The organism is Thiorhodococcus minor, assembly GCF_010820565.1.
Classification (GTDB): domain Bacteria; phylum Pseudomonadota; class Gammaproteobacteria; order Chromatiales; family Chromatiaceae; genus Thiorhodococcus; species Thiorhodococcus minor.
In genome coordinates this window covers 1-19,003 of sequence record NZ_JAAIJQ010000014.1, presented here as the reverse complement: position 1 = coordinate 19,003, position 19,003 = coordinate 1, and the positions used below count along the sequence as shown (strand labels likewise).

The 19,003-nt window shown below is 66.1% G+C and carries 13 protein-coding genes and 1 tRNA gene; 7 read left to right on the top strand and 7 right to left on the bottom strand.

From position 1 onward, the window contains the following. Positions 1 to 21 precede the first annotated feature (21 nt). Positions 22 to 5,247, top strand: a complete 5,226-nt coding sequence (locus tag G3446_RS06510) for a hybrid sensor histidine kinase/response regulator (RefSeq protein WP_164451872.1) — start codon at positions 22 to 24, stop codon at positions 5,245 to 5,247. Positions 5,248 to 5,253: 6 nt separating this feature from the next. On the opposite strand, the gene G3446_RS06505 is transcribed toward G3446_RS06510, so the two are convergent. Together G3446_RS06505 and G3446_RS06500 are read right to left on the bottom strand one after the other, a co-directional pair. Continuing rightward, a complete protein-coding gene (locus G3446_RS06505) occupies positions 5,254 to 5,988 on the bottom strand; it encodes a 16S rRNA (uracil(1498)-N(3))-methyltransferase (RefSeq protein WP_164451871.1) in 735 nt (244 codons plus the stop codon). Positions 5,989 to 6,000: 12 nt separating this feature from the next. Next, a complete protein-coding gene (locus tag G3446_RS06500) occupies positions 6,001 to 6,393 on the bottom strand; it encodes a DUF423 domain-containing protein (RefSeq protein WP_164451869.1) in 393 nt (130 codons plus the stop codon). 579 nt (positions 6,394 to 6,972) lie between these two features. On the opposite strand from G3446_RS06500, the gene aprB reads away from it, so the two are divergent. From aprB to G3446_RS06480, 4 genes are all read left to right on the top strand, one after another. Continuing rightward, a complete protein-coding gene (gene aprB / locus G3446_RS06495; RefSeq protein WP_164451867.1) occupies positions 6,973 to 7,440 on the top strand; it encodes an adenylyl-sulfate reductase subunit beta in 468 nt (155 codons plus the stop codon). Positions 7,441 to 7,471: 31 nt separating this feature from the next. Next, positions 7,472 to 9,451 (top strand): adenylyl-sulfate reductase subunit alpha, encoded by a 1,980-nt coding sequence (gene aprA, locus G3446_RS06490; RefSeq protein ID WP_164451865.1) that lies wholly within the window; start codon positions 7,472 to 7,474, stop codon positions 9,449 to 9,451. Positions 9,452 to 9,646: 195 nt separating this feature from the next. After that, positions 9,647 to 10,552, top strand: a complete 906-nt coding sequence (locus G3446_RS06485; protein ID WP_164451863.1) for a YkgJ family cysteine cluster protein — start codon at positions 9,647 to 9,649, stop codon at positions 10,550 to 10,552. A gap of 38 nt (positions 10,553 to 10,590) precedes the next feature. Continuing rightward, entirely contained in the window at positions 10,591 to 11,238 is a 648-nt protein-coding gene (locus G3446_RS06480) for a D-sedoheptulose-7-phosphate isomerase (protein WP_164451861.1), read from the top strand. 60 nt (positions 11,239 to 11,298) lie between these two features. On the opposite strand, the gene G3446_RS06475 is transcribed toward G3446_RS06480, so the two are convergent. Together G3446_RS06475 and uvrB are read right to left on the bottom strand one after the other, a co-directional pair. Beyond that, positions 11,299 to 12,117 carry a glutaminyl-peptide cyclotransferase gene (locus G3446_RS06475; RefSeq protein ID WP_245232350.1) on the bottom strand — a complete coding sequence of 273 codons (819 nt, stop codon included), beginning with the start codon at positions 12,115 to 12,117 and terminating at the stop codon, positions 11,299 to 11,301. Continuing rightward, positions 12,114 to 14,123 carry an excinuclease ABC subunit UvrB gene (gene uvrB / locus G3446_RS06470; protein WP_164451859.1) on the bottom strand — a complete coding sequence of 670 codons (2,010 nt, stop codon included), beginning with the start codon at positions 14,121 to 14,123 and terminating at the stop codon, positions 12,114 to 12,116. The genes G3446_RS06475 and uvrB overlap by 4 nt, the downstream gene beginning before the upstream one ends. Before the next feature lie 152 nt (positions 14,124 to 14,275). On the opposite strand from uvrB, the gene G3446_RS06465 reads away from it, so the two are divergent. Together G3446_RS06465 and G3446_RS06460 are read left to right on the top strand one after the other, a co-directional pair. Then, the gene (locus G3446_RS06465; protein WP_164451857.1) at positions 14,276 to 15,460 is read left to right on the top strand and encodes a pyridoxal phosphate-dependent aminotransferase; all 1,185 of its coding nucleotides are present in this window, start codon (positions 14,276 to 14,278) and stop codon (positions 15,458 to 15,460) included. 130 nt (positions 15,461 to 15,590) lie between these two features. Further along, positions 15,591 to 15,666, top strand: a tRNA-Asn gene (locus G3446_RS06460). A 469-nt stretch (positions 15,667 to 16,135) separates the two neighbouring features. On the opposite strand, the gene G3446_RS06455 is transcribed toward G3446_RS06460, so the two are convergent. From G3446_RS06455 to G3446_RS06440, 3 genes are all read right to left on the bottom strand, one after another. Beyond that, positions 16,136 to 17,179, bottom strand: coding sequence for a hypothetical protein (locus tag G3446_RS06455; protein ID WP_164451855.1), 1,044 nt, complete (start codon positions 17,177 to 17,179; stop codon positions 16,136 to 16,138). Between the two features lie 67 nt (positions 17,180 to 17,246). After that, positions 17,247 to 17,723: a hypothetical protein gene (locus G3446_RS06450; protein ID WP_164451851.1), complete on the bottom strand. Its 477-nt coding sequence runs from the start codon at positions 17,721 to 17,723 to the stop codon at positions 17,247 to 17,249. Positions 17,724 to 18,111: 388 nt separating this feature from the next. Next, the coding region (locus G3446_RS06440; RefSeq protein ID WP_164451853.1) for an IS4 family transposase at positions 18,112 to 19,003 on the bottom strand (892 nt) is incomplete at its 5' end.

The window sequence follows — 19,003 nt, the reverse complement described above, 5'->3', positions numbered from 1 at the left end:
CTGACCACGAGTCGCGGTCCAATGGCAGATAAGAAGGTGGTTGGCGGCCTCAAGTGGGTCAAGGGCGAGATCGGGGAGACCCTTCGGCCGGTTCGCGATCTCGTCGCGGCGGGCGGGGTATCCGAGTCTCAGACGGAGCTGGCACCCGTGGCGCGGGCGCTCGAGCAGGTGCAGGGCGTGCTGCTGGCGCTGCAGCTCACGACCCCAGCGCGTCTCGCCGAGGAGATGACCCTGCTCGCCGAGCGGATCGCGGATACCGACGTCGAGGTCCCGCAGGGGACCATCGCCGTCCTGGGGCAGGCGCTCGATCAGCTGACCAATCATCTCGATCGCCTGGATGCCGGATTCGATGAGCCGCCGCTCAGTCTCTGGTCCATTCTCAACGAGGTGCGCGCCGCCTGCGACCGGCTCCCGCTGAGCCACTCCGAGCTGCTGGCCTTCGCCGCCGTCGATCGCGACGGCGACTCGCAATGGGTTCCGGAGGAGCTGGACATCCTCGCCGAGGTCATGCGCCAGGTGCGTCCCCAGTTCCATCGTCATTTGGTCGAGTGGTACAAGGGCGACACCGAGAGCCAAGGTCTGCTGCACCTGACCAGTCTCTTCCATCAGCTCCACGACTATCTCAAGGAGGGGCTGCTCGCGGACCTCTTTCGCCTCGCCGAGGTCTTCACCGAGGCGCTGCAGGACGGTCGCATTCAGACCGGGCCGGCCGCGCGCACGCTCCTGGGGCATCTCGACTGGGCCCTCAAGCCATTGAGCCAGCGCCCGCCGCAGTGGCCGGAGGTCGACACCAAGACCTTGATCGAGCAGCTGCTCACGGCGCTTACCGAGGCCGGCGTCGAGGCCGCCGTGATGGGTGAGCTCAAGATCCGCTATGGCGAGAGCCAGGCTGGGCTCTCCGCCGACGGGGGCCAAGCCGCGGCGGCAGAGGGCGACGAGGCCGTCGCCGCGCTCGCCATGGCCGCGCTCGGCGAGTTCGGCGCGCTCAAGGAGCAGTTCGACCTCATCACCCATGGCGAGCAGCTGGATGCGGGCGCCGTGGCGCGCTTCAGCGAGACCCTGCGCCGCTTGGCGGCGACCATGGACGACGTCGAGGTCGGCAATCTCCCGGCACGCTTGCGCACGCTCGCCGATAATTTCGAGTCGCTGCTCGACGGCGATCTGGGCGTGGACAACGCACGCCTGGAATCCTACGCCATGGAGCTGCTGGGCATCGAGGCCGTTCTGCTGGCCTACGCGGGGCACCGTACGCCGAATGCCGAGCAGATCATCGCGCCCGACATGGACCTGACCGAGCTGTTCTCCGCAACCCTGCGTGAGGCGGGCTACGAGCTGCTGCGGGTGAAGGAGGCCATCGCCACCTGGCAGACGGAGCAGGGTGCACCCGAGGTCCTGGAGCCGATGAACGGGCATCTGCAGAGCGTCTCGGGCGCGCTGAGGATCTTGGGCGAGAATCCGGCCGCGGATCTGGCCGAGACCATCGGCACCATCGTGCGCAGGGGCTTCATGCTGCCCGGTCAGACGCCTACCGAATCGCAATTCGAGCACCTGGCCGACGCCGTTGCCGGCCTGGAGCTCTACATCGGGCATCTCCAAGCGCCCATGCCGCTCGGCGAGACCCTGATCGATCGCGCCGGCAAATCGATTTCAGTCCTTTACGCCGAGCTGGGCGAGCTGCCCGAGGACAGCATCGAGATGGGCGAGCCGGAGAGCGCGCCAGCCATCGAGCCGGAAGAGGCCGCCCTGGCACCGCCCCCGATCATCGAGGACATCGAAAACAGTGTCGATCTCGCCGCGGGCGAGGAGACCGATACCGAGTTCATGGAGATCTTCCTGGAGGAGGCCGCGGAAGAGACCGAGTCCGCGCAGACGCACTTCGCGCGCTGGGAAGCCAATCCTCATGACACCGAGGCCCTGCAGACCCTGAGCCGCAGCTTCCATACGCTCAAGGGGAGTGGCCGGCTCGTCGGCGCGCAGCAGGTGGCCGCGCTGGCGCAAGCCATCGAATCGCTGCTCAATGGTCTGATCGAGTCGGAGGACTTTCCCCCCGAGGAGACGATCGCCTGCGTCTCGGACGCCGTTGGCATCCTGCCGGACTTGCTGAGCGCAGAGGCCGCGGGTCGTCTGTTCGACATCGAGCCCTATGTGTCTCGTACCGATGCCTTGAGCGGTAGGCTCAAGGGAGCACCAGACTCGGAGGCGATCTCCGACCTTGGCGCCGAGGGCGCGCCGTCCGACTCGACGCTGGCGCAGCTCGCCGAGCAGGTCACCGACCACGACAGCCTCTTCCTCGCCGACGAGGAGCTGCTGCGGATCTTCCAGGACGAGACGCACGAGCATCTCGCCGAGCTGCGTGCCTTCCTGGAGCGCGTCGATGCCGGCGAGCCCCAGATCGGCGAGCCGGTGCAGCGCGCCCTCCATACGCTGACGGGCAGCGCCCGCATGTCGGGCATCGACTCCATCGCGCGCGTCACCAAGGCGCTCGAGCTCTGCGTCAAGCCGCTGAGCTCCGGGGGCGCGTCGCTCGACGAGCCGCTGCTCGGTCTGTTCCGGCGGGCCATCGACGGCGTGGAGCGCCGTGTCGACGAGCTTCCCGAGCTGGGGGCCGGCGCCGCGACCCTGACCGAGCTGATCGACCTGCTCGAGCCCCTCGTCCCGGCGCCGGCCGAGCCGCAGGTCGAGGAGGCGCCGCCGGCCGAGGTGTCCGCCGAGCCGTCGGAAGAGGCGGCTGGGATCGAGGCCGAGGAAGAGCTCGAGATCGGAGACCGGCTCTCCGAAGAGCCGGAGGAGCCGGCCGCCGAGGCGCCGGCGGAGCTGGTGGAGGCGGAGCAGCCAGCACCCGAGCCAGAGCCCAGACCGGAGCCTCCCGTCCTGGCGGAAGAGGCTCAGGCAGCGCCCGATCCAGATCTTGCCGCACTCTTCCTCGAGGACGCCCGCGATCTGCTGGACAATCTCGACACCCAATTCCGCAACTGGCAGCTCACGCCCCAGGATGTCGGTCAGTTGGACGGCATCAACCGCTTGCTGCACACCCTCAAGGGCAGCGCTCGACTCACGGGACTTTCGGCGATCGGCGACCTGAGCCATGCGCTCGAAACCCGTTTGAAGGCCCTGGGGGAAGATCAGAGCGTGGTCACCGACACCACGCTCGAGCTGGCCCAGCGCGCTGTGGATACCATCGCAACCCAGGTCGACGCCCTCGAGCAGGGGGCGCCGATCCCGCGCATGACGTCCTTGGTGGAGGAGCTTTCGCGCTCGCCCGACGAGGAAACCGCGGGAGCCGTGGCCGAGCCGGACGTCGCGACCATGCGGCCGGCGCCGTCGCCGGAGCCGGCCGACGTCGCTTCCGCAGCCCCAATCCAGGCGCAGCCCGCCGAGCAAGCCGCTGCACGCGAAGGTGCAGCTGTTTCCGTCGCGCCGCAGATCCGCGTCCGCTCCGATCTCCTCAACCGCCTGGTCAACCATGCTGGCGAGATCAGCATCTATCGCGGTCGGCTGACGCAGCGTAACGGCCAGCTGGGCTTCGGACTCGGCGAGCTGGACCAGACCGTCGTTCGCCTGCGCGAGCAGCTGCGTCTGCTCGAGATCGAGACCCAGGCGCAGATTCTCCACCGCTTCGAGCGCAGTGGTGCAACATCAGAGTACGACAAGGAGTTCGACCCCCTCGAGCTGGACCGCTTTTCGCGTCTGCAGCAGCTCTCCGGCAGTCTTGCGGAGACGGTCAACGACCTGATCAGCGTCAAGGAGATGCTCGGCGGCTATCAGCGCGAGTTCACGCATCTGCTGACCCAGCAGGCGCGTCTCGCGGACGATCTGCAGGATGGGCTCTTGCGGACCCGCCTGGTTCCATTCGTTCAGGTCGTGCCCCGCTTGCATCGCCTGGTTCGGCAGACCGCCGACAGCCTTGGCAAGTCCGCCAGGCTCGAGGTGATCGGCCCCGAGGTCGAGCTGGACCGTACCATCCTGGATCGCCTGACCGCGCCGCTCGAGCACTTACTGAGAAATGCCGTCGACCACGGCCTGGAGGACACCAAGACCCGCGTTGCCAAGGGCAAGTCGGCGACGGGTATGGTGACGCTGGCGCTGCGGCGCGAAGGCAATGACGCCGTGATCAGCCTCAGCGACGACGGCAAGGGCATGGACCTGGAGGCCATCCGCAAGCAGGCCATCTCGCGCGGTCTCATGGCGGAGGATGCCAAGCTCCCGGACGAGGCTCTGCTGCAGTTCATTCTAGAGCCGGGCTTCACGACATCGGGCAAGGTGACCCAGATCTCCGGCCGTGGTGTCGGTCTGGACGTCGTCGCCTCCGAGATCAAGGCGGCCAACGGCTCCATCTCGCTCGAGTCCTTCCCGGGCAAGGGCGCGCGCTTCACTATCCGACTCCCGCTGACGCTCGCCATCATCGAGGCCTTCCTGGTCTCCGCCGGCGAGAACATGTACGCGGTCCCCCATAGCACCGTAGAAGGCGCCGCGCGCATCAACCATGACGAGCTGATGGCCATCTATGCCGATGACAGCAAGACCTTCACGGCGCGCGGCCATCAGTACAAGGTCATCTATCTCGGCAGCGTGCTCGAGCCCGGTCAGGAGCCGGAGCTGGGCGAGCGCCGCTCGCTGCCGCTGCTGCTGGCGCGGCTCGGCGATCAGCGCGTCGCACTCCAGGTCGACAATCTCCTGGAGAGCCAGCGCATCCTCGTCAAGCCCCTGGGGCCGCAGCTTGCCGGCGTGCGCTGGCTGAGCGGCGGCACCATCCTGCCGGACGGCCGGGTCGCGCTCATCCTCGATGCCCTGGCGCTGCTGCGCTCCGGTGCCGTCCAGGACTACAAGCCGGTGCCCATGGCCGCGCACGAAGAGGCCGCGGCGGAGGTGCCCTGCGTCATGGTGGTCGACGACTCGCTGACCGTCCGCCGCGTGACCAGCCGCTTGCTGAGGCGTCAGGGCCTGGAGGTACTGACGGCGAAGGACGGTGTCGAGGCCCTGACGCTGCTCGACGAGCGTCTGCCGGACGTGCTGCTGCTCGACATCGAGATGCCGCGCATGGACGGCTACGAGCTGACGCGCCACATCCGCCGCTCCGAGCGCCTGCAGCATCTGCCGATCATCATGATCACCTCGCGGACCGGGGCCAAGCACCGCGACTATGCCATGCAGCTCGGCGTGAACCGTTATCTCGGCAAGCCCTATCAGGAATCCGAGCTGCTCGACGAGATCAGCTCTCTGCTCAATGAGCATGCGGCAGCCGAGTAGCCTGTCTCAGGCGCCTCTGAAATCGCCCCAGAGCGCCTGAATCACCGCGATCGCGGCCAGTGGTGCCGTCTCGGTTCGCAGAATCCGCGGACCGAGGCGCACGCCCAGAAAGCCCCGCGCCTCGGCCAGCGCCCGCTCCTTGGGATCCAGGCCGCCCTCGGGTCCGATAAGCAGCGTGACGCGGGTGTCCGGCGGGGTGAGCCCGGGCAGTGCCGTCGCCGCGCCCGGATCGAGCTGAAGTCCCCCTTCGCGCTGTGTTTCCAGCCAGGCGCCGAAAGGCTGGGCAGGGTCCAGCAGCGGGACCCGCCGCCGGCCGCTTTGCTCGCAGGCGGAGATGACGACGCCCCGCCAATGCTCCATGCGTTTGTCGAGTCTTGCCCCGTCGAGCTTGACCTGGCTCCGCTTGGTGAAGAGCGGTGTGACCTGGTCGACACCAAGCTCGACCGCCTTCTGCAGCGCGAAATCCATGCGCTCGCCCTTGGAGATACCGATCGCCAGCCGGATCTCCAGCGGCGGGACCGGCTCGGCATCGCCGTACCCCTCGATGACGACGGTCGCGCGGTGCCGCTCGGTCTCGGCAAGGCGCGCGTCATAGTCATGTCCGTCGCCGTTGAAGAGGATCAGGCGGTCGCCGGCCGTCAGGCGCAGGACCTGGCAGATGTGGCGTGTCTGCGCGGCCGGGAGCGGATGCGCCTCGCCAAGGGTGAGTGTCGTCTCGACGAAGATCCGGGGCGCTCGCATCGGACGGCCTGCTCAGCGCTCGAGCCGACGCAGCCGCCAGGCGCCCAGGGCCAGCAGCACCCAGCCCAGGAGCAGCGAGACGCCGCCGATTGGCGTGATCATGCCGAGCGCGCGCACCCCAGTCAGCGCCATCACGAAGAGGCTCCCGCTGAAGAGCGTTACGCCGACCAGAAAGGCCGCTGCCGCCCCTCGCACCCAGCGGGCCTCGGGGGCGCTGAGCAGTACCAGGCCGCTGATCAGGATGGCCACGGCATGCAGCCCAAGATAGCTCGCCGCGGTGTCCCAGTTCGCCAGCAGCTGCGGGTCGATCCTGTCCTTGAGCCCGTGTGCGCCGAAGGCGCCCAGGGCGACGCTCAAGAAGCCACACAAGGCCCCGATCAGGAGCCAATTGGAAGCCTGTTTCATCATTGCTCTCGACTCACTCGATAGGTGCTCACGATAGGTGCTCAACTCCATGGACACTCGGCGGGCGCTCCTCGCTAGGAGCGCCTCGCAGCTGGTGTCGTTGCGTCAGACAGAATGCCGCAATGGCGCGGTTTTATGAACCTGGAAAGCGGTGCGAGCCACCAGCAGCCGGTCAAGCGCTCTGGTTTGGAGCTGCTTTCGGGCGCCCTACAAGTCCCCCAAGGGGTGAGCGGCCGTGCGGCCGGAAGATCCGGCAAGGGGCTGATTTCCCAATGCTGGAGCCTGATGCCTGGAAGCTGGCCGCTCGATTTGGGGCGGAGGCAGTCCGAAATCCCGTATTGACCTCCTATCGGCGAATGCCTAGCCTCCGTCCCCCAATCGTGCGGTGATGACGTTTCGGCTCAGGCTGCAGCTTGCCGAGGACGCCGGGCGGGCTGCTGGCCTGAGTCGGCAAGGCGCGGATGCGCTATCAATTCGGGCCCCGGAGTCAGGGGCGCCTGCGGGGGCGCAGAGCCGCCTTCCGCAACCACGGGCTTGGGTGGCACGCGCTCGCCACTCAGCCCCAGGAGATCGAGCGTTATGCCAACCTTCGTGCATACCGACAAGTGCGATGGCTGCAAGAGCCGAGACAAGGCCGCTTGCATGTATATCTGCCCCCACGACCTCATGAAACTCGACAAGGACGGTTCCGAGACAGGTCACGCCATGCGGGCCTTCAACCAAGAGCCCGAGCAGTGCTGGGAATGCTACGCCTGCGTCAAGAGCTGTCCTCAGCAGGCCATCGAATGCCGGCACTATGCCGACGTCGTCCCCCTGGGAGGGTCGGTGCAGCCGCAGCGCAACGCCGAATCCATCATGTGGAGCATCAAGCTCCGCAATGGCAACACCAAGCGCTTCAAGTTTCCCGTTCGCACCACCGCCGAAGGCTCCATCGACCCCTACGCCTCCAAGCCTGCCGCCGACCTCGCCAAGATCGGCGAGCCCGGCTTCTTCACGCTCGGCGGCGTCCAGAAGCCTGGCAAGCCGGAAGAGCTGATCCGCAAGTAAGATCCAAGAGAATCGCACCGAGGTAGTCGACATGGCTGGCACATTCGGAACCCCCGAGATCGTCGAGGAAGTGGTCGACATCCTCATCATCGGCGGCGGCATGGGCGCCTGCGGTGCCGCCTATGAGATCGGCCCCTGGCTGGAGGCGGCCAGGGAGCAGGGCGTCGATCTGAGCGTGAAGCTCGTCGACAAGGCCGCCTTGGAACGCTCCGGGGCCGCGGCCCAGGGGCTGTCCGCCATCAATACCTATCTGGGCCAGCAGGACCCGGCGGACTACGCGCGCATGGTCTCCAACGACCTCATGGGCATCACGCGCGACGACCTGGTCTACGACCTGGGGCGCCACGTCGACGACTCCGTGCATCGCTTCGAGGAGTGGGGGCTCCCGATCTGGAAGCAGCCCGGCGACGAGGTCAAGCGCCTGGCGGACGGCGGCAAGCCGGTCCGATCCGGGAAGTGGCAGATCATGATCAACGGCGAGTCCTACAAGCCGATCGTCGCCGAGGCCGCCAAGAAGGCCTTGGGCGCCGAGCGGATTCAGGAGCACGTCTTCATCGTGAGGCTGGTCAACGACAAGCACGACAAGGGCCGCATCGCCGGCGCCGTCGGCTTCTCGGTCCGCGAGCACAAAATCTACGTCTACAGGTTCAAGGCCTGTCTGCTGGTCGCCGGCGGCTGCGTCAACATCTTCCGTCCGCGCTCGGTGGGTGAGGGCATCGGCCGGACCTGGTATCCGGTCTGGAACGCCGGCTCCACCTACGCCATGGCCGCCGAAGCCGGCGCCGAGCTGACCATGATGGAGAACCGCTTCGTGCCCCTGCGCTTCAAGGACGGCTATGGCCCGGTCGGCGCCTGGTTTCTGCTCTTCAAGGCCAAGGCCGTCAACGCCTACGGCGAGGTCTACATGGACAAGAACAGGGAGCTGCTGGACGCCTATCCGCCCTATGGGCAGGCCGCCGTCCCGGCGACCTGTCTGCGCAATCACATGATGCTGCGTGAGCTGCGCGAGGGTCGCGGCCCCATCTACATGGATACCATCACGGCGCTCGGCAAGCTGGCCGAGACCATGACCCCCAAGGAGATCAAGCACCTCGAGGCCGAGGCTTGGGAGGACTTTCTCGACATGTGCATCGGCCAGGCCGGCGTCTGGGCGGGCGAGAACGTCGAGCCGGAGAAGAAGAGCTCGGAGCTGATGCCGACCGAGCCCTATCTGCTCGGCTCCCACTCCGGCTGCTGCGGCCTCTGGGTGTCCGGCCCCGAGGATCTGGGTGCGCCGACCGATGAGGAGCACCCGGACGCCGGCAAGATACCTAAGCACCTGCCCTCCGGCTGGAGCTGGGGCTACCGCTCCATGACCACGGTCCGGGGGCTCTTCACCGCCGCCGACGGAGTGGGGGCATCAGGCCACAAGTTCTCGTCGGGCTCCCATGCCGAGGGCCGGATCGCGGCCAAGGCCATGGTCCAGTACTGCCTGGACAACAGGGACCACCAGCCCGAGCTGGCCGACTCCGTGCAGGAGTTGGTCGACGCCATCTGTCGCCCGGCGCGCAACTTCCTGGAGCATCGGGACGACACCACCACGATCGACGTCAATCCCAGCTACATCACGCCCAAGATGCTCCAGTTGCGGCTGCAGAAGATCATGGACGAGTACGTCGCCGGCATCTCGACCCTCTATCAGACCAACGCCCGGATGCTGGACGTGGCCGAGCAGAAGCTAGAGATGCTGAAGGAAGACGCCTTAGCGATGCGTGCGAAGGACCTCCACGAGCTGCTCCGCGCCTGGGAGAACACTCACCGAATCCTCACGGCCGAGGCCCACATGAAGCACATCCAGTTCCGCGAGGAGAGCCGCTATCCCGGCTTCTACTATCGGATGGATCACAACCGCATCGACGAGGAGAACTGGAAGTGCTTCGTCAACTCGGTCTACGACAAGGAGACCAAGAGCTGGACCTGCTTCAAGCGCGCCCACGTCGATCTCGTCGACAAGTCCAAGCTGTTCAAGTGAGCCTGTCAGCCTTGAATCGGAAATTCGAACCGCACAGGCGCGAAGGACGCTAAGAAAAACAAATGGATGACGGTGCTCGGATCGGTCGGGTGGACAAGCGAGAGCGAAGTCCAGCGAATCCCGCGCCGGCGCTGGTGGACTGCGCTGCGCTGGTCCACCTGACAGAAGCCGGCCGGGCGAGACCATGACTCCCTCATGAGCACCAAGCCCGACATTCCCTTCAAGAGCGCGGTCATGCCCCAGGCCCTGACCGCGGAGAGCAGGCTGCGCTTCCGCTGCCACAAGGGGATCTCCTGCTTCAATGCCTGCTGCAAGGCGGCGGATGTCACCCTCACCCCCTATGACATCCTGCGGTTGAAGCGGCGCCTCGGCCTCAGCTCGACCGAGCTCTTGCGCCGGCACACGGTGCCCTTTCAGATGGACGCGGACGGTCTTCCGGGCGTCAAGCTCAAGACGGACGAGTCGGGTGTCTGTCTCCAGCTGGCGGGCGACGCCGGCTGTGCCATCTACGCCGACCGCCCCACTGTGTGCCGCTACTATCCAGTCGCACTGCTGGCACTGCGCGAGCAGGACGCGCCCACCGCCGAGGAGCGCTATTCGGTGGTCCAGGAGGCCCATTGCAAAGGCCATGAAGGGCCCCGCGAGCTCAGCGTCACGGCCTACCGGGCCGAGCAAGGCTGCGAGGACTTCGACAGCCTGAACCGCGAGTGGTATCAGCTCATCCTGAAGAAGAAGTCCGCTGGGCCGGCGGTGGGACGTCCGCCCGAGGCGAGCCTACGGCTCTTTTTCATGGCATCCTATGACCTCGATACCTTCCGGCGTTTCGTGCTCAGTGAGAACTTCCGCAATACCTACAGCCTTCCCAAAGCCCTCTACCGCGAGGTCGCGCAGGACGACGAGGCGCTCCTGCGCTTCTCCTATCGTTTTCTCCGTCAGGTGCTCTTCGGCGAGCGGACCATTGAAGAGGTCGCGGGCGCTTGGGATCGCCGCGTCACCCAGCGTCAGGAGGTCTGGGAGGCACGCCGGCAGCGCGAGCTCGAGCGGCGCATGGCGGCCGAAGACGCCAAGGACAGCGACGGCGGCGACGGCCGCGCGTCCTGAGCGCGGCCCGCGATGCCAGGGCGAGGCCTTGCGCCGCCATGCCTGAGCGCCCCGATCTCGCGGCGATTCTCCAGTCCCGCCTGGAAGCCACCAAGGCCTTGATCGAGGCCGCCCAGGGCGATGACGCCCTCATCGAGGCCACGGTCGAGGCGGCGGCCCTGACGGCCGATGCCATGAATCGCGGCGGCACGCTCTTCATCTGCGGCAACGGCGGCAGCGCCGGCGAGGCCACCCATCTCAGCGGCGAGCTGATCGGCCCCTTCGCCAACAAGACCCGCCGCGCCCTGCCCGCCGTGGCGCTCGGCTTCGACACCAGCGCGGCGAGCGCGGTGGCGAACGACTTCTCGTTCAACGAGGTCTTCGCCCGCCAGCTCAGCGCCCTGGCACGCCGTGGCGACGTGCTCTGGGCGCTGTCGACCAGTGGACGCTCGCCCAACATCCTGCGGGCGCTGGAGGTCGCCGCCGAGCGCGGCGTGACCACCATGCTCATTACCGGCGCCAGACATCCGGAGCTGCCCAGCGCCGATCGGGTGCTCGCCGTCCCGTCGCGCGAGACGCCCCGCATCCAGGAGCTGCATCTGGTCCTCGGCCACTTCCTCTGCGAGATGGTCGAGGCGCTGACGTGTCCGGATGAGGGCGGCGGTTCGGACGCTGGGAGTGTCGGCCTCCAGGCCGACAGCTGTTGACCTGGAGGTCGACACGCCCAGGGGCGCCAAGTCGCAGGTGCTCGGTGCAAACGCCTGGCGCTATTTACCCGTACTTGCCGGCAAGACCTCGATCTCATAGAGGGTCGGCCAGTTCTTGCCGGTGACGAAGAGCCGGTCCGCATCGGCATCGTAGGCGATGCCGTTGAGCACCTGCTGGGACTTCTTGGAGTCGATCCCAGGCCTGAGCCCGCGCAGGTCGACATAGCTGTTGACCTGGCCCGTGTCGGGGTGGATGCGGGCGATCAGGTCGCTGTGCCAGATGTTGGCCCAGATCTCTCCGCGGACATATTCCAGCTCGTTGAGGTAGCGGACCGGATGGGTCTCGTCGAGCACCTGCAGACGCTTGACGACCTCCTGTGTCTCCGGGTCTAGGAAGCGCAGGACCTCGGTTCCGTCGCTGGCGATCCAGTGAGCGCCGTCGTGGGTGAGGCCCCAGCCCTCCCAGGGGAGCGCGAAGCTGCCCGCCTGGGTTAGATCTGCGCGCCGATAGATCAGCCCCTGGTGGTTCCGCCAGGTGATCTGGACGACGTGGTCATCCCACAGGGTGATCCCTTCACCGAAGAGCTCCGGCGCCAGCCGGGTCTCTTGCAGGACACGACCAGTCGTCAGCTCGACGCGTCGGACGACGGACGCGCCGTAGGTGCCCGTGCCTTCGTAGAGCTGACCGTCGCGGATCGCCAGGCCCTGCGTGAAGGCGTCCGGGTCATGCGGATAGCTGGCGACGACGCGGTAGCCGTGGACGGGGCGCGCGGTCGTCCAGGAGCCGGACGGCTGACCGCAGCTGACGCCCGTACAGGCGGCCGCGAGCAGGACGGCGAGCTGAAAGGGCAGCAGCCTTGGGCTGACGCCGAACCTCAAGCCGCCAGGCCCCGGCCCTGGAGCTCGCGAATCTGGTCGCGCACCGCAGCGGCCTTCTCGAACTCCAAGTCTTTCGCGTGTTGATACATCTCTTTCTCCAGTGCCTTGAGCCGTTTCGCCATCTGCTGGGGCGTGAGATTGGCGTACTCGGCGACCTCCTCCGCCACCTTGGCATACTGCCGCGCCTTCATGGGTGCCCCCGGCGTGGCGCCCTCCATGATGTCCGCGACCGCCTTGCGGATGGTCTGCGGGGTGACGCCGTTGGCCGCGTTCGCGGCGATCTGCTTGGTACGGCGCCGCTCGCTCTCCTCGATCGCGCGCTGCATGGAGCCTGTGATGGTGTCGGCGTAGAGGATGGCCTTGCCGTTGACGTTGCGGGCGGCGCGGCCGATCGTCTGGATGAGCGAGTCGGTCGAGCGCAGGAAGCCCTCCTTGTCGGCGTCTAGCACGGCGACCAGCGAGACCTCGGGCATGTCCAGCCCCTCGCGCAGCAGGTTGATCCCGACCAGGACGTCGAACTCCCCGAGCCGCAGGTCGCGGATGATCTCGACGCGCTCCACGGTGTCGATGTCCGAATGCAGATAGCGCACCTTGACGCCGTGATCGTTCAGATAATCCGTCAGATCCTCCGCCATGCGCTTGGTCAGGGTGGTTACCAGCACGCGCTCCTCGGCGCTCACGCGCAGCCCGATCTCGGAGAGCAGGTCGTCCACCTGGCTGAGTGCAGGGCGGACCTCTAGCTCGGGATCGATCAGTCCAGTGGGCCGCACGACCTGCTCGATGACCGCGCCCGAGTGCTCGATCTCGAACTGGCGCGGTGTCGCCGAGACATAGATGGTCTGCGGCTGGCGTGCCTGGAACTCCTCGAAGCGCAGCGGGCGGTTGTCCAGCGCCGAGGGCAGGCGGAAGCCGTACTCGACCAGGTTCTCCTTGCGCGAACGGTCGCCGCGATACATGCCGCCGAGCTGGGGCACGGTCACATGGCTCTCGTCGATCACCACCATGGCATCCGCCGGCAGATAGTCGTAGAGCGTCGGCGGCGGCTCGCCCGGGCCGCGCCCCGAGAGATAGCGGCTGTAGTTCTCGATGCCGGAGCAATAGCCGACCTCGAGCATCATCTCCATGTCGAAGAGGGTGCGCTGCTCGAGCCGCTGCGCCTCGACCAGCTTGTCGTTGTCGCGCAGCCAGTCCAGGCGCTCCTTCAGCTCGACTTTGATCTTATCGACGGCCTTCACGATGATCTCGCGTGGGGTGGCATAGTGCGTCTTGGGAAAGACCGTGTAGCGCGGCACCTTGCGCAGCACCTCGCCGGTCAGGGGGTCGAAGAGCGCAAGGGACTCGATCTCGTCGTCGAACAGCTCCACCCGCACCGCCTCGTCGTCGGATTCCGCCGGATAGATGTCGATGACATCGCCGCGCACCCGGTAGGTGCCGCGCTGGAGCTCGATCTCGTTGCGCTTGTACTGCAGCTCGGCCAGCCGTCGCAGGATGGCGCGCTGGTCGATGATGTCGCCGCGCTTGAGCAGCAGCACCATCTTCAGATAGGCGTCCGGATCGCCCAGGCCGTAGATGGATGAGACGGTCGCGACGATGATGACGTCCTTGCGCTCCAGCAGCGCCTTGGTGGCCGACAGGCGCATCTGCTCGATGTGCTCGTTGATGGAGGCGTCCTTCTCGATATAGGTATCCGTGGCAGGGACGTAGGCCTCGGGCTGGTAGTAGTCGTAGTAGGAAACGAAGTATTCCACCGCGTTGTGCGGGAAGAAGTCGCGCATCTCGCCGTAGAGCTGGGCCGCCAGCGTCTTGTTGGGCGCCAGCACCAAGGTGGGGCGCTGGAGCTGGTCGATGACGTTGGCGATGCTGAAGGTTTTGCCGGAGCCGGTCACGCCGAGCAGCGTGAGCGCGGCCTCGCCGTCCTGGAGTCCCTCCACTAGGCGACGGATCGCCTCCGGCTGGTCGCCCGCCGGGGCGAACTTGGAGACGAGCTGAAAAGGCCTGGAAGACATGGCGAATCCTGGAATTGGGTAAGCTGTGAGAGGGGCTTGATAGCGCCGCCCGGGGGTCCGTCAATCCGCGTGCCGGGACTTGGTCGATTCGCTATTATTGGGAGCCGCACGCAACGAATCCAGCCACAGCAGGAACCCAGAGACATCCGCCGATGACCATTAAACTCGCCGCCCGCGTCCAGGCCGTCAAGCCATCCGCGACCCTCGCGATCACTGCCCGCGCCAAGGCGCTCCGCGCCGCCGGGAAGGACGTGATCGGGCTAGGCGCCGGGGAGCCTGATTTCGACACGCCAGAGCACATCAAGACGGCGGCCATCGAGGCCATCCGCTCCGGCTTCACCAAGTACACCGCCGTCGACGGGACCCCCGAGCTGAAGCAGGCCATTATCGACAAATTCAAGCGCGAGAACGGCCTGGAGTATCAGGACGACCAGATCCTGGTCTCCTGCGGCGGCAAGCAGAGCTTCTTCAACCTCGCCCAGGCCATCCTGGACCCCGGCGACGAGGTGGTGATCCCAGCGCCCTTCTGGGTCTCCTATCCGGACATGGTCTTGCTCGCGGGCGGCGCGCCCGTGCTGGTGCACGCCGGTGCCGAGCAGTCATTCAAGATCACGCCCGCGCAGCTCAAGGGGGCGCTCAACGACAAGACCCGTCTGGTCGTCATCAACAGCCCCTCCAACCCGACCGGCATGGCCTATACGCGCGAGGAGCTGGAGGCGATCGGCGAGGTGCTGCGCGATTATCCCAAGGTCGTGATCGCCACGGACGATATGTACGAGCACATCCGCTGGTCCGACGCACCCTTCGTCAACATCGCCAACGCCTGCCCGGACCTCATGCCGCGCATCATGGTCCTCAACGGCGTCTCCAAGGCCTACTCCATGACCGGCTGGCGCATTGGCTATGCCGGTGGTCCCGCCGAGGTCATCAAGGCGATGAAGAAGGTGCAGTCGCAAAGCACCTCAAACCCGACCTCGATCTCCCAGGTCGCCGCCCAAGCTGCGCTGGAAGGTCCACAGGCGTGCATCGGCGACATGCTCAAGGCCTTCAGGGAGCGCCACGACTACGTCGTCGAGCGGCTCAATCAGATGCCGGGTATCGAATGCATCCCGACGGACGGCACCTTCTATGTCTTCCCCAAGGTCCAGGGCCTCATTGACCGCCTGGACGGCGTCGGCAACGACCTCGAGCTGGCCGAATACCTGATCGAGAAGGCCGGCGTGGCATTGGTCCCAGGCTCCGCCTTCGGTCTTGGCGGGCATGTGCGCATCTCCATCGCCACCAGTCGCGCGAGCCTCGAGCAGGCCCTGGATCGCATCGCCAAAGTGGCCGGCTGAGTCTGGTATCGGGTGCGCGCTCGGCCTCGTCGACGAGGGTCCGATCGACGCGTTTCCGTCGTGCACGGCGGCCCGGCTCGGGGTCTTGACTCCAAAGTCCTAGATGACTAAAGTACCCAGCTCACGACATTCCCTGGTAGCTCAGTCGGTAGAGCGGGTGACTGTTAATCACTAGGTCGGCGGTTCGAGCCCGTCCCAGGGAGCCAATAAAACAATGGGTTACAGATTTCGGTCTGTGACCCTTTGTGCTTTCTGACCGATTTGTAGCCGTTTGGTAGCCGTTTGGGCAGGGTCTAGCCGGTCTCTGGTGGCTTGCCGTACCTCCATGGTTCGGATCTCTGGCGCCTCGATTTCCCGATCTCCCCATTCGGCGGAGTGTCGAAAGTGTCTAAACCCTCCCTCGATCCTCCAGCGCCAGCAGAAACCCACTGAACGAGTCAGGTGCTTGGGGCCTGAGAGGACTTCGCCATTCGCCATCTGGCTAGGTGTCGAAAGTGTCGATACTCTCGTGCGGCCGAAAAAATCTCGCCAACGCTCAAGAATGCCGGGACAGGCGGGACAACCGGGACGCGCCCTTGTGGCTACTGGGCTAGAGGCTGTCCCGGTCGGCATTTTGGGACCGGGACAACCGGGACAGCAGGGGTGCCGGCGGGACTTCAGAGACCAGGGCTTGCTTCAGTAGTCCCCTTCCGCGCTCTCGTGCCAGCCGTCGTAGACGAACTGCCACGGTGCGGCGATCTCACCATAGTCGACGGACGATAGGCCGAGGACATTCTCCATCGCCTCGCTGAGCCGGCAGTCGTAGCGCGGCCAGATGGAAGCATGGAGCGTCCAGAAGAGCAGCCCATCCCCGCCGAAGACACCCAGTGCCGACAAGACACCAGAGCGCGCTTGCGCTGTGACTGCGAGCACGGCGCTTCGCAGTGCTTCCTCATCGGTTTCTGCTTCCTCCGGTAGGCTCCTCTCGGAATCGGGCAGGACCTTGCCCGCTTCGTAGCCGATGAAGAGCGGGCTCATCGCCAGCCTTGCGACAGCTTCCTCGGGCTCGAAGTGGTTGTAGCTGTTCCCGCTTGCAGCCTCGAACCCATGCAGCCACTCGCAGAGCGCGGCCACCTTTGCGACAACCATGAACCTGTCGTAGGGCTGCTCCTCCAAGTCGGCGTCTTCAAGCGCGAGCCCTAAGGCGAGGATCTCCAGCCAGGTGCCTGCTCTTGACGTGTGCGTTGCGGGCAGCAGGGCGCCGAGTTGATCCGGGTCGAAGGGCCAGGGTCGTTCGCTGTCGGTGCCTTCACAGCCGATCCACCACCACTCGATCTCGCGGTATGCCGCGAGCGCGCTGTGATCGGGCGCGAGGATGCTCCCCAAGGGCAGGGCTCCCGGGTGAGCCTTATCGACCCACTGCTCCAGGGCGTAGCCGATCTCTTCGCCGTATTCGCCGCTCAAGGCGATGCTGTCGTCCGCGGTCGGCGTCAGATCCTCATCTTCGCCGACGAAGCGGACCTCGCAGTTCGGAAAGCCATAGGCGCGGACAGAGTGCGCGACCGTCTCCTCATCGCAGGCCCCGTAAACCAAGAACAGAAAGTGGTCTTCGATGTCTGCATGCTGGCGCCGGAGCGCCAGGTTTGCCGCCCGCACTAGGTCGACGTCGCGCTGCGAGTCCTTCTTAGGCGGGGCAGACGGGGCGATCAGATCCAGCGCAAACAGGTATCGGGCTCCCATGGGCGTGCTCCTTGCTGCGTCGTGCCGAAGATGTCCCGTCACGCTGACGGGTTTCGGACGGATCGGTTCATCCGACGCCGTGGCGCAGGAGCGCATTCCTCACGGCGCTGTCGCTGATCCCAAGCTCGCGCCCGATCCCGCGCGTCGACGTGCCGGCCAAGCGCAGTGCCAGAATCTTGCACTCGCGCTCGGCTCGCCGGGTCGCCCCTTCCTGCCCGCGCAGCCTGGCCTCCAGCTTGGCGACAATCCGGCTGAGCTGGTCGCGGTGCTCGCAGGTCGACGTCATCGCCTCATCGGCAAGGCGCTGGTCGCGGGTCATCTGCTCGATCAGGTGCTCACGGGCGCCGAGCTGCTGCTGTAGCTGGGCAATCGTCCGCTTCGCCTGGGCCAATTCCCGTTCCAGGGTCTCCGCTCGATTCGCGTCAGTGACGACATTGACGACATTGACGCCAGCCTTCAGACGCTCCATGTAGCGACGCTGGCGCTCGGCGCCGGTCAGGGCGTTTCCGGTTGGCTTGCGGCCTCGGGTCTTGGGCTCGGGCATGGGTGCATTCCTGTCAGTGACGGTATCTAGAGATTAGCGTCACTGACGGAATTGTGAAGGGTTGTCCGATTGGACCAGCGCGCCCTTGGAGGCAAGAAACCAGCCACGGCGCGAGGCTTGGGGCGGGGTGCTCATGTCGGGGCTACGATTGATTCCTGGGCTTCAGATATTCCGAGGCCCCTAGGACGGTTGCCGATGCAGTTCGTTGAGCTTCGCAGAAGGAAAAAATGGAATGCACTGCCAATCTTCCGAGACTCAAGTAGACCACGCTTCAACAGCGATCAAGGGGTGCAGTTCACCAGCGAGGCGTTCACCAAGGTCCTCCTGGAGCGTGGGATCGCCATCAGCATGGACGGACGTGGGCGGGCGCTCGACCAATGCCATGGACTTAAGCCGCCCGGCAGTACGCCGGGTGGAATCCGGGCTTGAGCTTGCCGGGATTGAGGCGTGGAAATTGTCGGTCTGGCCGTACCGCCTCGACGGCATCGGAAAGCGCGAGGACGGCCTGCGTCAGCAGGGTGGTTGGAGGATGCACGGTGCCGATCAGTAACCGAACAAGCGTGTGCTTCATGGTCGAGAGGCTGCTGGTCCAGCGGACCTGATAGGGATGCTTGCGCGCGGCGTGGCGACGGGTCGCGAGCACCTGGGCGAGTCCTCTGACCATGCTGGCGAGGTTCAGGGCGAGGATCTTGGCGTGGACGTCTTGCTGTACGGCGAGCACGCTGCGCCCAGAGAAATTCTCGATCTCCACCCAGCGTTTTTGGCGCTTATAGCTCTCCTCCGCTCCCCAGCGGCGATGATAGAGCGCCTTGAACAAGCGTGCGGGTAAGCGTTCCTCCTCGAGAATCGAGGTGGCCAGCACCTCGGTCTCGCCGTCGGGCAAGCGCACGCGCACCAGGCGCACGCGGATGGGATCGGTGGGGAGATCTTGATTGCGGCAGTCACGCGCCTGATCGTGCGAGGCCGTCAAGGTGACGATGGTGCTCTGGGCATCGCTGTCCCAGAAGGCTTCGGCGGCGCTGAAGCTGTCGCGGGTGAGGCGCATACAGAAGTCGACGCCGCGCACCGCGTGCATCACCATCAGCCAGAACGCAGGGTAGCCGCGGTCGTAGAGGAGCAGGTCCTCAGGCCGTGCCGCGTCGAGATGAGCGATCGCCAGCTCGCGCTCGCTCACACAGTAGGCAGCCAGTTGGAAATCGGCCACCAGCTCATGGCCGAGGTCATAGAGCATCGAGGCGCGCGCGAGCACCGGACCGCTGGGCTGGGCGCCGAAGTAGCCC